We start from the raw sequence: 14,182 nt of genomic DNA on the forward strand, positions 1-14,182 counted from the left end.
TATCGAACCTGTCACTCGCATCGATTGGATTCATACCCAATCGCACGCCATGATTGGGTGCTGAACGAACCGAACCGACCCAGGAGACCTCCCATGGCCACCCGCCCCGACCCCTTCAAGGCCCGCCAGACCCTCAAGACCGCCCACGGCACCTACACATACTTCTCGCTCGACGCCCTTAAGAAGGCCGGCATCGGCCACGTCGACAAGCTTCCTTACTCCATCAAGGTCCTGCTGGAGTCCATGCTCCGCAATCTCGACGGGTTCGTGGTCACGGCCGACGACGTCAGCGGCATGGCCAACTGGAACGCCAAGAGCCCCGCCAAAGAAGAAATCCCCTTCATGCCCGGCCGCGTCGTCCTCCAGGACTTCACCGGCGTGCCGTGCGTGGTTGACCTCGCCGCGATGCGCGACGCCGTGAAGAAACTCGGCGGCGACCCGAAGGCCATCAACCCCCTCGTCCAGTGCGACCTCGTCATCGACCACTCCGTGCAGGTCGACGCCTTCGCCTCGAAGGTCGCGCTCACCATCAACTCGCAGAAGGAGTTCGAGCGCAACAACGAGCGCTACGAGTTCCTGAAGTGGGGCCAGCAGTCCCTCAGCAACTTCAGTGTCGTCCCGCCCGCGACCGGCATCGTCCACCAGGTCAACCTTGAGTATCTCGCCAAGGGCGTGCTCACCAAGAAGGATGGTGCCGACACCGTCGCCTTCCCCGACTCCTGCGTCGGCACCGACAGCCACACCACCATGGAGAACGGGCTCGGCGTCGTCGGCTGGGGCGTCGGCGGCATCGAGGCCGAGGCCGTCATGCTCGGCCAGCCCATCTACATGCTGACGCCCGAGGTCATCGGCTTCCGCTTGAAGGGCAAGCTCCCCGAGGGCGCAACCGCCACCGACCTCGTCCTCACCGTCACGCAGATCCTCAGAAAGAAGGGCGTCGTCGACAAGTTCGTCGAGTTCTTCGGCGATGGCATCGCCGCCCTCTCCGTCCCCGATCGCGCCACCATCGCCAACATGGCGCCGGAGTACGGCGCGACGATGGGCTTCTTCCCCATCGACAAGGTCACCGTCGACTACCTCCGCTTCACCGGGCGCAGCGAAGAGACCGTCGCCCTCGTCGAGGCCTACTGCAAGGCCAACGGCATGTTCTGGACGCCCGGCTCTCCCGAGCCCGAGTTCACCGACGTGATGGAGCTCGACCTCTCCACCGTTCAGCCCTCCCTCGCAGGCCCCAAGCGCCCGCAGGACCGCGTCCTCCTGAAGGACGTCAAGACCTCCTGGAACAAGGAACTCACCGACTCCTTCGGCAAGAAGGCCCCGGCGGAGAGCGTGAACATCGGCCGCTGGGCTGCCGAAGGTGGCAACACCGCCGGCAAGCCCGTCAACACCACCGCCGTGCCCGATGCCGACGCGGGCTGCACCGGCGTCCCCGTCACCATGGATGGCAAGTCCTTCAACCTGCACCACGGCGACGTCGTCATCGCCGCCATCACCTCCTGCACGAACACGAGCAACCCCGACGTCATGATCGCAGCGGGCCTCGTCGCGCGCAAGGCCCGCGCCCTCGGTCTCACGCGCAAGCCCTGGGTCAAGACCTCGCTCGCCCCCGGCTCCAAGGTCGTCACGGAGTACTACAACCGTGCCAACCTCACCGAGGACCTCGAAGCCCTCGGCTTCCACACCGTCGGCTATGGCTGCACGACGTGCATCGGAAACTCCGGCCCCCTTCCCACCGAGATCGAAGCCGCGATCAAGCAGGGCGACGTCGTCGTCGCCTCGGTCCTCTCCGGCAACCGCAACTTCGAGGGCCGCGTCCACTCCAACGTCAAGGCCAACTACCTCGCCAGCCCGCCCCTCGTCGTCGCCTACGCCATCGCGGGCTCCGTCGCCATCGACCTCGCCACCGAGCCCCTCGGCACCAGCAAGGACGGCAAGCCCGTCTACCTCAAGGACATCTGGCCCACCCACAAGGAAGTCCAGGACCTGAAGGCCATGTGCGTCACGCCCGAGCAGTTCCGCTCGCAATACGCCAACGTCTTCACCGGCAATCCCCAGTGGAACCAGGTCCCCGTCTCCAAGAGCGACCTCTACACCTGGAAGGCCTCCAGCTCCTACATCCAGAACCCGCCCTTCTTCGAGACCCTCACCGCCCAGCCCACGCCCCCCAAGCCCATCAAGGGCGCGAAGGTCCTCGTCTACGTCGGCGACTCCGTCACCACCGACCACATCTCCCCCGCCGGCGACATCGCCGAGGCCTCGCCCGCCGGTGACTACCTGAAGTCGCTGGGGATACCCAAGCCCGAGTTCAACTCCTACGGCGCACGCCGCGGCAACGACCGCGTCATGACCCGCGGCACCTTCGCCAACGTCCGCGTCAAGAACAAGCTCACCGCCGATGGCTCCGGCAAGCCCAAAGAAGGCGGCTGGACCCGCGACATGAGCGCCAAGGGCGGCGGCGTCGCGAATGGCAAGATCGACTGGATCTACAACGCCTCCCTCAACTACAAGGCCGAGGGCACGCCGCTCATCGTCCTCGCCGGCAAGGACTACGGCATGGGCTCCTCGCGCGACTGGGCGGCCAAGGGCACGCTGCTCCTCGGCGTCCGCGCCGTGATCTCCGAATCCTTCGAGCGCATCCACCGCTCCAACCTCGTCGGCATGGGCGTCCTCCCCCTCTGCTTCATGGAGGGCGAGTCCGCCTCCTCGCACGGCCTCACCGGCGCGGAGACCTTCGACATCAATCTGCCCGTGAATGCCGAAGGACTCGTCGAGCCGCGCTGCGAGGTGCCTATCACCGCGACCCGCGCCGACGGGGGCAAGATCCAGTTCACCGCCCGCTGCCGCATCGACACCCCCGTCGAGGCCGAGTACTACCGCAACGGCGGCGTCCTCCAGACCGTCCTCCGCCGCCTGTTGAACGAGAGCAACAAGCCGGCGATGGTGTGATCGGTCGCCGCTCCGCCAGTACGGGATCCCGATGCCCACGAACTTCTACGCAACGCATGGATTGGAAAGTCTGAGAGATCGGATCGAGTCAACCGCGAGCAAGTCGGTCCGGCTCTCTCACGCCTCGCCCCGATCCTCTGACGCCACACGATCCTTCCTCGGCGGTCCCGCGGCTGCGCCCCGGTCGTCTTCCATCCCTCTCGGTCGCGACGGCCCTCTCTCCCTCCTTGCAACGATCTACCTCTCCGAGGTTCCGACCACGGACGCCCCTCGTTCTTTGCCAGAGAAAGGCATTCTTCAAGTCTGGCTCGACGCCGCAAGAGAGGCGGAGGAGCCGAGCTTCGGTCATTCCCAAGAGTACCTCTGTGTGCGATACCACAAGAGGGAGTCCACGCCGCTTATCGAGCGCGAGAGCCGTAACCCGCGTGAGGTGCCGGGCGTATTCCCGCGGGGCTTGCGCCACTTTCGGCGCTGTACCCTTCGATGCTCGCCGGCACTCTCCTTTCCTGTCCCGAGCACTCTGCCTCTGGACCATGAGACGGAGGCGCGGTACGAGGCACTGCTGCAGGACATCCGGCCCCGCGTGAACCACCAGATGCTCGGTTACTCCACTCCGCTTCAAACAACCCATCTCCAGCGGCAGGCGATGTGTGAGGAGCGACTGCGAGGCATCTCTCCGTCGTCCCGATCCAGGCGGGCAGCGAAGGCCCGCGAGCGGGCACGACTGAACGCCGACAACTGGGTCCTCCTGCTGCAACTCGACAGCGATCGCAAGGCGGGTTGGATGTGGGGCGACGCAGGCATGCTCTACCTCTTCATCGAGCGTTCCGCCCTCCGTTCGCAGGACTTCAGCAACGTTCAGCACGTCATCGAGTGCTGTTAGACATGGCCCGCAGGGCCAAGAGTTGACAGCCGGGGGTAAGCGAGGTCGCCTGTGGCGACCGAGCGCAACCCCCGGAACGCCCCCGCCCACAACCCGCACCCCGCAGGGGTGCGACGGATCGCACGTGGCCTTGCCATTGATTGAGACTCGATCCGCGGCAGCCGCATAACCTGAGCACTGCGGGAGTGATGTTACATGCCAGATCACGAACACGAACTCGTCGAATCGCTCACTCGCGTCATCAAGCGTGCGTGCGATGTCTCTCCGGAAGCCCGCACCATCGTTCGCACGATCGGGCACTGGCTCACACGCTTGGCTGAGAACCCGCCGACCGACGCGCCAGCCCCTTCCCATGGCGCGGATGCCCAAGCGAGCGTCAGTCCGTCTGTTGCCCACGTCCCGGCAACCGACGGCACTACCGCCCTGAGTGAGCCGCGTGTCGATCCGGTCGGAGAGCAAACGCCCGGGCCGATCGATTCGTCCCGAACCCTCAGAACATTGACCGAAACCGTTCCGCTCAGGATCGGGGACGCACAACTGCCCGTCTTCGTTTCGGGTAGCGTGGACGAGATTCAAGCGGCGAGGCGCAGCACTCAGCGGGCCGAGCCAGTTCCGGCAATTCCGCAAACCGCTGGCTGGGGTGCCCGCGACCTGCCGGACCTGACGCTCATCGCGAGGCGTTGTCGAATCAAAGCGGCGGCGTGCCGGGCAATTGTCGGAATCAACGAGCGGAACGAGGGCAGTGAACAGGAACTGGGTCGCTGCAAAACACAGGCGGTCTCCCTTCTCTCCTGCGATCTCTGGATGGATGATGCCGATGCGACCTGTGAGCCAACAACACTCAAGGTTCTCGCCGCTTCGTTCGACAACGTTGCGGCCATTGCAGAGGGACTCCACGTCGCGATCGACAAGGCGGCCGATCGACCGCGCTTTGAAGAGCTGATGCATCTTCTTGCCGAGGCACAGTCCGCGCTGCGTCGGGCTGTCGAGGATGCCGACCTGCTCACCGCCGACGACACAGATCAAGACCTTGCCTTTCGCTGGCTTCGCGTCGTCACTGAGCACGAGCGGGTCTTCATTCGACGATACATGCGAGAGTCCGATCGGGCCGAACCGTCGAACCACGCCGATCTTGCCGCACGAATCGCCGCGGCGTGCAGCCCCTTTACCCGTGTCGTTGAGCGCGAGCGAGAATCCGAGAAGCTGAGAAAGAAGGTCGATTATCACGCGAAGCAGGTCCGCAAGGCGGGGCAGAGCGGCGGCACGGAGTCCGACTGGCGAACCATCTCGGACACTGTCGAGCGTCTCGGAAGGATCGAGCCCGCGACGAGCGTGCCGCTCCGTGAGATCCTGCTCCCGATTATGGACCTCCTGCCGGAAGACCTCGACATCTCTCAGACCCTCGACATCGCCCTGGACTCTGCCCAGAAGTACCGAACGCGCGACCAAAAGGACACGGGACATATCACGCGGCCCATGTCGTCCGAGACGCTGCGCGTCCGCGACGCCCTGCGCGGCAAGCGTGTCGTGATCGTCGGTGGTGAGGAACGCGAGTACAGCAGGAGCCGGATCGAGGCTGCCTTTGAACTCGCAGAGTGCGAGTGGGCGACAACATCCGAGCACGGATCCAGCCAGCCCCTCGTGAGCGCCGTCGAGCGCCCAGGCACCGCACTCGTGCTTGTTCTGATTCGGCTTGTGGGTCACCAGCACGTTGACGACGTGACCTTTGCATGTAAACAACGCGACATCCCCTTGGTCCGAGTACCTGCCGGATACGGCGTGACGCAGGTTGCTCAGCAGATCATGGAGCAGCAGGGGGACCGGCTCGGCATTGCCTGAGCGGCGTAGGTTCTTCAACGGAGTCTCCCTTCATGCGTTCAAATCCACCTTCCCCCATCTCCATCTCCCTCCCCGTCGCCTGGGGCGAGATGGATGCACTCGGCCACGTCAACAACGTCGTCTACTTCCGCTACCTCGAGTGCGCACGCGTTGAGTTCATGCGTCGCTGCGGCATGACCGACATCCGCCAGCCCCGCGGCATCGGCGTCATCCTCCAGCACGTCCAGTGCCGCTTCCGCCGCCCCATCGTCTTCCCCGACACCGTCACCATTACCGCACGCGTCACCTCTATCGAGGCCGACCGCTTCACGCTCGACCACGAGATCATCAGCGCGGCGCTTGACCAAGTTGCCGCCCTCGGCACCAGCACCATCGTCACCTACGACTACACGGCCAATGCCAAGGCCCCCATCCCCGCCGACCTCCGGCGCGCGATCGAGGCGTTCATGGCAACGGGTGTGTAGGGCGCGCGTGATGGAACGTGGCCACGCCACCTGTTGGTGGTGTTGGGTGTGGGAATGTGGATGTGAGACGAGGTTCAGTGCCGGCCGAGGCGGGATTCGCACGGCGGGGCGCGGGATGTTCTCGGAGGAGGCGTCTCAACGCGGAGGGCCGCGGAGGACGCAGAGTTGGAAGGGGAACAGGGGAAAGAGGGACAGAGTGGCAAAGGGGAAGAGGGGGAAGGCGAAGAGTTGAGTTGATCGGGTGGCATGGCTGCTCCCCCCACGGAGCAGCCATGGGGGAAGTCTGTTGGGGCAGATGTCGAGAGATCGTCGGAGTATGCCTGCACTTCGTGCAAGCATGCCACCCGGGGGGAGGCCGCATCGGCCTTGAGGGCCGATGCGGGGGGTAGGTCGGGGAGAGCGCCAGCCGGGTGAACCGGCTGGCTTGAGAGTGGGGAGTCGGAGGAAGAAGGAGAAGAGGAAGAAGAGGCAGAATCACCGCTCTGGCCCCCCACGGCGGTGCCACCAGGAGAGGAGATCCGCTCGCTGACGCTCGCGGCTCGGTTTGAGTCGGATGCCTCGGCCTGGAGCACTGGTTCCGCCTCGCTGGGCTCGGCGGGAACCAGTGGCACCCCGACATCCAGTGGCACCCGAGCAACTTGTGGCACCCGAACGGAGTGGGCATGTGCGAGGGCGAGCTTGGAGTCGTCGACGGGGACGATGCGGGAGAGGCGGTAGAGGTGGAGGGATGCGCGGCGGACACCTTCGGCGCGGCGGAGTTCGAGACGCTGGGCATTCAGCGAGGTGTCGCCGAGGATCGCTTCGCCGGGCAGGAAGGCGCTGTGGGGGTGCTGGTGGTACTCGGAGGGCGGGAGCGGGTCGTAGCGGGAGGCGCGGGGCCCAAGATGCTCGTGCCGGGCACGGAGCTGGCGCGCGTGGGCGTGGGCCTCCGTGTAGTCCTGGATGATGGTGTGGAGGACGTTGACGGTTGAGGCGAGACAGACGGAGGCGGCCATGCGGGTGTGGGCGTAGCCGCCTTTTTCGATGGCGAGCATCTTCTCGCGGGTCTCGGGCTCGGTGAGCCAGATGGCGAGGACGTCGACGGCGATGCGGAAGTCGCGCGCGACGGTGATCAGCGAGGAGGCGGGGTCGCAGAGGGCGGAGAGGATGCGGCTATGGAGGTGGGCGGGGATGGAGGGGAAGTGGCCGCCGGGGAGGGGGTCGGGAGAGTGCAATGGGGAAGAGGGGGAAAGAGGTTCACCACTGAGGGCCACTGAGGACCACGGAGGAAGCGATGAAGGGGCGGAGCGTGAAGGAGAAGTTGGAGCATGCGGGGCACTGGTTGGCAAGCAACCAGTGGCACATGAGACGGGGGTTGTCGCGGTGTGTGCGACCATTGGTACGGTGAATGTACGCTATAGCCCAGCTCATGTCAATGGGTTTTGTTTGGTATCGGGCTAAATTGATGGAAGTTGTTGTTTGGCAGTTGGTTACGCGCGCCGGAAGGAGTGAGTAACGGCACCGGGAGAGGGGCGATTGTGGAGGGCCGTCAACGCCCGAAGAGAGCCTGCAGTCGATGGGCTGTATCGGCGGGAGCGCACAGGTCAGAAATCCACTGCAAGGAGTCTGCCGCGACGACCTCCACGCCACGCTGCGCTTCGTCGACGAGTGACTCCGGAACCCAGCACACGACTCCGCCGATTGGGGGCTCGACGTGCGGTGCACCCGCGTCGAGCAGGCGAGGGGAATGCGGACGTAACACGTTCACCCACAACTCCCATGCAGGCACATCGTCGTCATTGATGACTGCCGACTGGGCAGCCATCTGGTCAAAGAGCACGAGGCGAGGATCAAACAGGAGTATCCTGCCGCGGGAAGGTCTGTCACCTGCTGAGGTCACCGGCAAGGCGTCCGCGCGCCTGGCACCGATTCGACGGGACAGCTGTTCGAGATGAGACCAAATGTCATTGGCATCGGACTCGGGAGGGGGCCACGTCCCAAGGCATCGCGAGAGACTTTCAGCTTCCTCGTTCTCGACAAGCGTTGACGAGAACAGCCCGTGATCTGGCGTCGCACACCACTGGGCAATCCGCGTGATGTGTGTCAAGAAGGCGGCGTGCGTGGAGTCCATATGGGCCATGGTGATTCAAGGTAGGATCCGTGTTCCGCGTACGCCCACTTCGCAGCGAAAGGACAGCCATGGGGGCGTGCAATGAAGGGGTTCATCGCTCCGCCGTCCAGAATGACTGTCGACCGTTCGGTTCAGAGAGGACCGAGTGGACGCTGTATGTCCACAAGTTGGACTCACTTTGCAAGTGATCAAGAAGCGGGTTGTTGCGAAGGTGTGCCGGGAATGGCTCTTTGATGACGAACGTGCCCGCCGCACACTCAATCCGAAGGCGGAGGTAGTCGTCCTCGACAACGAGACTCGATTGTGCCAGTTCGTCCAACTCAAAGTCGGATGTGCCGATGCGCAGGTACAGCACCCCTGCGTGACGGAACAGGGCGTGGGGTACTCCGTCCAGTTCGACGAGTTCGCCGCTCACGCGCTCCCATATCCCCTCGTCGTCTTGGGGCCAATCAAAGGGTGTGAGGCGCGGTTCACCGGGGAGCACCGTGGCAAACCGCCGTTGCCTTATGTAGTGAACAATTGCCACGGCGAGCGTCTCCCTGATCGGTTCCGGACGGTATCCACATCCGCACGGCATCGCGAGGGGCACGCGTTGCTTCTCCTTCGCGATCTTCGTGCCCTTCGCGTTCAAATCCTGCTCCTTTTCCTCCGCGTGCTCTGCGGCCCCTCGCCCAGGCGAGTCTTCGATCCGCGTTGAGTGCCTTCGTTGCGTGTCCGATCAGGAACGCCCTCCCTCACGGTCGGGTTGCTTGCTCCGTGGTTCTTCGCGTTGAGTCGTCCGTCTGTGCCGCCACAGGCCCGCCGTGACCAATCACGGCCCGACTACGGACTGTTCCGCCGATTGAACCGCTCCCGAGATGCTGGTACATTGCCCCTCCCGGCCGCGGCTTGCCTGCGCCGCGCTGTCACCACCAGCACTGAACGGGAGCACCCCATGTCCATCCAACTCGGCGACACCGCACCCGATTTCACACAGCAATCCACTGAAGGTGAGATCACGTTCCACAACTGGCTCGGCGATAGTTGGGGCGTGCTCTTCTCGCACCCCAAGAACTTCACGCCGGTGTGCACCACCGAGCTCGGCGCGGCCGCGAAACTCAAGCCCGAGTTCGACAAGCGGAACGTCAAGATCCTCGGACTCTCGGTCGATCCCCTGGAGAACCACGAGGCGTGGTCCAAGGACATCGAGGAGACGCAGGGCGCGAAGCTCAACTTCCCTCTGCTCGCCGATGCCGACAAGAAGGTCTCGAACCTCTACGGCATGATCCACCCGAACGCCAGCGACACCATGACCGTGCGCTCGGTCTTCATCATCGGTCCGGACAAGAAGGTCAAGCTCACCATCACCTATCCCGCCAGCACGGGCCGCAACTTCGATGAGGTGCTGCGCGTGATTGACTCACTCCAACTCACCGCCAAGCACAAGGTGGCGACACCCGTGAACTGGAAGGACGGACAGGACTGCATCATCGTCCCCGCCGTTACCGACGAAGAGGCCAACAAGCTCTTCCCCAAGGGCTACAAGAAGCTCAAGCCCTATCTGCGCACCACACCCCAGCCGAACAAGTGATGCCCAGGCACGCCACGCTCATCGCGATCCTTCTGGTCTCTCTCAGCGCGGGCATGTGCGCTGCGCAGGGCGGGCCTCGTCCCGCGCTGGAGATGCTGCGCGATCACTTGATGCTCGCGCCCGCGGATCGTGCCCCGCTCTCTGAGGAGTTCTTCGCCGATCTTCCGATTTCCGTGCGCGATGCGGGACCCGCGATCGACGCCCTCTGGAACGATGCCTTGCAGCGGGCGCGCGAGGCGAACCGACCCGAGTGGGAGGCGAAGGCGATCACAATCGGCGCGCGGACCATGAAGTTCGAGTGGCGCACATTCGGCGAGCCGCGGGCCGACCCTCTGGCCGGCGATGTGCGCGGGCGCTCGCTCTTTCTCTCGATGCACGGCGGGGGCAACGCTCCGCCCGAGGTGAACGAGCGTCAATGGCAGAACCAGATCCGGCTCTACCAACCCGCCGAGGGCGTCTATCTCGCGCCACGCGCCCCCACCGACACATGGAACCTCTGGCACGAAGCGCACATCGATGCCTTCTTTGATCGCATCATCGCCGATGCAGTCGCCTTCGAGGGTGTCGATCCCGATCGCGTGTATCTCATGGGATACTCGGCCGGAGGCGACGGCGTGTACCAACTGGCCCCGCGCATGGCGGACCGCTTCGCCGCGGCGGCGATGATGGCCGGTCATCCCAACGAGGCCCAGCCCCTGAACCTGCGCAACCTTCCTTTCGCGATCCACATGGGCGCCAACGACAGCGCGTACGACCGCAACAAGGTCGCCGCGGCGTGGGGCGCGAAGCTCGATGAGTTGCACGCCTCGGACCCGGATGGGTATGTCCACGTCACGAAACTCCACGAGGGCAAGGGCCACTGGATGGACCGCGAGGATGCGGAGGCGGTGGCGTGGATGAGCGGGTTTGTGCGGAAGCCGTGGCCGAAGCGCGTGGTGTGGCGTCAGGACGATGTGACGCATCCGCGCCTGTACTGGCTGGGGCTGCCCGAAGACGCTCGCATCACGGGCGCGATGCTCGCGGCACGCTTTGAAGAGATCAACGATGAGCAGGTGATCACGATCGAGGCGGCCGAGGGATTCGGCGAGCGCGATTCGATCGAGGTCACGCTCTTTCTGCACGACGACCTTGTGAACCTCGATCGCAGGATCGTGGTGATGCACGGCGAGCGCGTGCTCTACCACGGCATCGTGTACCGCACGATCCGGGCGATGGCCGCCGGTCTTGAAGGGCGAGCGGATCGGCGGCTGATCCCGTCGGCGACGCTCCGCGTCACGGTGCCGCTCAGGCCCTGACGGATGTGTCTTCCGTGTGATCACGTCGGCGCGGCATGGCGCACGAGCCGTTGCTGCAGCGCGAGAACCAGCGCACGCGATTGCGGGCGAAGAGGCGATAGAGGGCGTCGAAGGCAGGGCGAAGGATCGGCCAGCCGGTCGGAGCCCAGAGCCAACCCCAGCCGACGAGCGCGTACGCGCGGCGGAAGACTTCCATGCCGATGACCTTGTCACCGTCGGATGTGTACGCGTGCATCTGGGCCATGGCCTCTTCGTGGGTCACGCCCCAGTCGGACGCGACGAAGTGGGGGCCGCTGATGTCCTCGAAGGCGAGGATGCCGCGTCCGCGATCGAGACGCTTCAACAGCCGGACCTCTCGGGCGCAGAGGGAACAGCCGCCGTCGATCAGCAGGGTCAGGGCTGCGCATGCGTTCTCGGTTCGTGGGTGTGCGGTCATGCAGGTGGCTTCGTTGGAGTTTGGTGATCGGATGCCTCGGTCGTTAGTCGATCGGGACCATCCCGCCAACGCCGCCCAATCCCCCGACCCCGGTACCACCTCCGAGTCCGACGCCGCCGACGCTCATGTCGCCGAGATCACCATCGATGTCGAGCACGCCGCCATCGACGATGATGCCTGCGAGATGGTCGGAGTGGATGGTCTGCGTAGCGGGGTTGTAATGCCAGCCGTGGGTGTTCGCGCCTGCGGCGGCCCCGCCGACACGCACGGTGCGCATGCCGTTGTACGGGTTCTTCGGCATGCTGCGGAGGTACGGGCCGAAGAGCCCGCCGGGGGCGACGGTGCCATCGTCGCCGGACCGTTCAAGGAGCCGCGCGACGAAGGTCGCGTCGGAGCCGACGACGGAGCCGCCGGGATCGTGGCCCGGGCTGAGCCCCCCGTGCTCGGCGGTGTATCGGTCGATGGCGGATTGGATGCGTGCGAGCGATCCGACCAGTGTGTTCTGGCGTGCGGTGTCGGTTGCTCTGGACATGCGCGGGACGGCGATGCCGGCGATGATGCCGATGATGGCGATGACGATGACCAGCTCGATCATCGAGAAGCCGCGAGTCGCCGTGATGGTCCGAGAACGCCCGTTGCGCATGTTCCCGCCCGCCGATCTCCCTTGTTGGAGGATCGGCATCCGGGGGTGGCGGTGTTGGGCGAGTTTCGGCGAGTGGGAGCGGATGCGTGCATGCGAGGCCCGACACGCGTCAAGGTTTCGCGAATCCGCCGGGGAGTGAGCACCGAAACGGGTAGTCCTCACGAACCCGACCCGATCCTGAGTATGCGTACATTCACACTGAATACCGAGCTGTGGCTCCCCCGGTCGCCGGAGGATGTCTTCCCGTTCTTTGCGGATGCGCACAATCTGGAGATGATCACGCCGCCGTTCCTGAGGTTTTCTGTGCTCACGCCTGCCCCGATCGAGATGGCGGCGGGGACGCTGATCGACTATCGGCTTCGCCTTCGGGGCGTGCCGATCCGATGGCGGACGCGGATCGCGGCGTGGGAGCCGCCGACGAGATTCGTGGATGAGCAACTGAGGGGGCCGTACCGGCTCTGGCACCACGAGCACCTGTTCATCCCTGAGGATGGCGGAACGCGGTGCGTGGATCGCGTGACATATGCGGTGCCGGGTGGGCCGGGGCTGGAGGGGATCATCGAGCGGGCGTTCGTGCGTCGCGATGTGGAGCGGATATTTGAGTACCGAAGGGCGCGGCTGGCGGAGCTGTTCACGCGATTGCCGAGTTACACTTCGGCATGAGCATGATCGGTACGGCGTTCCTGGTCGGGTCTTTGCTGTTGGGAGCGGGGAGTGGGGCTCCGCCTGCCCCGCTTGGTGTCTACGACGCCTGGATCGATTCGCCGGGGGGGCAGATCCCGTTCAAGCTCGAAGTCAGGCGGAAACTGGAGTTGGACTCGTCGGATCCCACCGGCGCGGCGCCGACGGACGCGGAACTCGCGGCGTTTGTGGTCGGGATTCAGAACGGGGATGAGCGTGTGTCGGTGACGAGCGCGGCGATGCTGGGCGAGATGCTGGTGCTGCGATTCGATCCCTACGAGGCGGAGTTGCATGCTTCGCCCGGTCGGGAGCCCGGCACGCTGGAAGGGCGATGGATCCGTCGGCGAGGGAAGCAGGAGATTGTGGCGATGGCGTTCGGGGCGGGGCCGGTTGCGCCTGAGCCGCTGCGCAGGCCCGACCCTGTGTCGATCGAGCACCGCTGGCGGCTGGAGTTTGCGCCGGTTGAGCCCGCGCCGGCACTGAAGCCGGCGTCGAGCGGACCTGCACCGATCGAGTCGCCGGACATCGGTCTGGTGCGCGTCCGCCTAGATGGGAGGGCGACGGGCACGATTCTGTCGACCACCGGGGACGCGCGGTATCTGCACGGCACGTTCGACGGCACGACGCTGGAACTCGCCTCGTTCAGCGGCTCCGGCGCCTCGCTCTACAGGGCTGTGTACACACCGGCATCGGACGGCTCTCCGGCGACGTTGACCGGTGAACGCTGGTCCGGCTCGACATCGCACAGGCGCTTCAAGGGCGTTGCCGATCCTGAAGTCGCGTTGCCCGACGACATGTCGATCACTCGGGCGATTGCCAGGCCCGATCTTGATGCGCTGCGGTTCATCGACGAACGCGGGAACACGGTTGCGCTCTCGTCGCTGATCGATGGGCCGGCGATTGTTCAGATCTTCGGGACGTGGTGCCCGAACTCGAACGATGCCGCGGCGTTGATGGAGGAGTTGCACGCGATCTGCGAGGCACGGGGTATCGATCTGGTTGCGCTTGCCTTCGAGACGGATGGGGAGTTCGCGGCTGATTCGGTGCGAATTGCGCAGTTCCGCGCGCGCCACGGGGTGAGGTACCCGATCCTGCTCGCGGGGGATTCTGACAAGGCGAGGGCGAGGGAGCGGCTGGCGTTCCTTGATCGAGTCCACTCGTATCCGAGCATTCTCTTTCTCAACGCGGCGGGGGATGTGTCGGCGATCCACACGGGGTACTGCGGCCCGGCGACCGGTCTTGAGCACACCCGGATGGTCGATCGGATTCTCGGGGCGGTGCTGGATATCGTGCCAGAGTGACTGGCTCTGCGGCG

Annotated in this window: 13 protein-coding genes; 8 read left to right on the forward strand and 5 right to left on the reverse strand. The window is 65.0% G+C overall.

Annotated elements, in window-relative coordinates; translation table 11 throughout:
- The first annotated feature begins 93 nt into the window (after positions 1–93).
- From acnA to KF838_00805, 4 genes are all read left to right on the forward strand, one after another.
- Positions 94–2,946, forward strand: coding sequence for an aconitate hydratase AcnA (gene acnA, locus KF838_00790; protein QYK48404.1), 2,853 nt, complete (start codon positions 94–96; stop codon positions 2,944–2,946).
- Between the two features lie 61 nt (positions 2,947–3,007).
- On the forward strand, positions 3,008–3,829 hold the full coding sequence (locus tag KF838_00795) for a DUF1963 domain-containing protein (protein ID QYK48405.1): 822 nt from the start codon (positions 3,008–3,010) through the stop codon (positions 3,827–3,829).
- Positions 3,830–4,024: 195 nt separating this feature from the next.
- Complete coding sequence (locus tag KF838_00800; GenBank protein ID QYK48406.1) at positions 4,025–5,668, forward strand: hypothetical protein; 1,644 nt, start codon at positions 4,025–4,027, stop codon at positions 5,666–5,668.
- 32 nt (positions 5,669–5,700) lie between these two features.
- Positions 5,701–6,132, forward strand: a complete 432-nt coding sequence (locus KF838_00805; protein QYK48407.1) for an acyl-CoA thioesterase — start codon at positions 5,701–5,703, stop codon at positions 6,130–6,132.
- Positions 6,133–6,206: 74 nt separating this feature from the next.
- Here KF838_00805 and KF838_00810 read toward each other — a convergent pair whose 3' ends face one another.
- From KF838_00810 to KF838_00820, 3 genes are all read right to left on the reverse strand, one after another.
- Complete coding sequence (locus KF838_00810) at positions 6,207–7,346, reverse strand: hypothetical protein (protein ID QYK48408.1); 1,140 nt, start codon at positions 7,344–7,346, stop codon at positions 6,207–6,209.
- A 314-nt stretch (positions 7,347–7,660) separates the two neighbouring features.
- Positions 7,661–7,951, reverse strand: coding sequence for a hypothetical protein (locus KF838_00815; protein QYK48409.1), 291 nt, complete (start codon positions 7,949–7,951; stop codon positions 7,661–7,663).
- 382 nt (positions 7,952–8,333) lie between these two features.
- Positions 8,334–8,873: a hypothetical protein gene (locus KF838_00820; protein QYK48410.1), complete on the reverse strand. Its 540-nt coding sequence runs from the start codon at positions 8,871–8,873 to the stop codon at positions 8,334–8,336.
- Between the two features lie 303 nt (positions 8,874–9,176).
- Between KF838_00820 and KF838_00825 the strand changes: the two genes are divergently transcribed.
- Positions 9,177–9,812 (forward strand): peroxiredoxin, encoded by a 636-nt coding sequence (locus tag KF838_00825; GenBank protein QYK48411.1) that lies wholly within the window; start codon positions 9,177–9,179, stop codon positions 9,810–9,812.
- Positions 9,812–11,107 carry an alpha/beta hydrolase fold domain-containing protein gene (locus KF838_00830; protein ID QYK48412.1) on the forward strand — a complete coding sequence of 432 codons (1,296 nt, stop codon included), beginning with the start codon at positions 9,812–9,814 and terminating at the stop codon, positions 11,105–11,107. The genes KF838_00825 and KF838_00830 overlap by 1 nt, the downstream gene beginning before the upstream one ends.
- On the opposite strand, the gene KF838_00835 is transcribed toward KF838_00830, so the two are convergent.
- Positions 11,097–11,543 carry a DUF393 domain-containing protein gene (locus tag KF838_00835; GenBank protein ID QYK48413.1) on the reverse strand — a complete coding sequence of 149 codons (447 nt, stop codon included), beginning with the start codon at positions 11,541–11,543 and terminating at the stop codon, positions 11,097–11,099. The two genes, KF838_00830 and KF838_00835, sit on opposite strands and share 11 nt — an antisense overlap.
- Before the next feature lie 43 nt (positions 11,544–11,586).
- Positions 11,587–12,186 carry a prepilin-type N-terminal cleavage/methylation domain-containing protein gene (locus tag KF838_00840; GenBank protein QYK48414.1) on the reverse strand — a complete coding sequence of 200 codons (600 nt, stop codon included), beginning with the start codon at positions 12,184–12,186 and terminating at the stop codon, positions 11,587–11,589.
- A 183-nt stretch (positions 12,187–12,369) separates the two neighbouring features.
- On the opposite strand from KF838_00840, the gene KF838_00845 reads away from it, so the two are divergent.
- Together KF838_00845 and KF838_00850 are read left to right on the forward strand one after the other, a co-directional pair.
- Complete coding sequence (locus tag KF838_00845; protein QYK48415.1) at positions 12,370–12,849, forward strand: SRPBCC family protein; 480 nt, start codon at positions 12,370–12,372, stop codon at positions 12,847–12,849.
- Positions 12,846–14,168: a TlpA family protein disulfide reductase gene (locus KF838_00850; GenBank protein QYK48416.1), complete on the forward strand. Its 1,323-nt coding sequence runs from the start codon at positions 12,846–12,848 to the stop codon at positions 14,166–14,168. The genes KF838_00845 and KF838_00850 overlap by 4 nt, the downstream gene beginning before the upstream one ends.
- Positions 14,169–14,182: the final 14 nt, after the last annotated feature.

It is taken from the genome of Phycisphaeraceae bacterium (assembly GCA_019454185.1).
Lineage (GTDB): Bacteria > Planctomycetota > Phycisphaerae > Phycisphaerales > UBA1924 > JAHBWV01.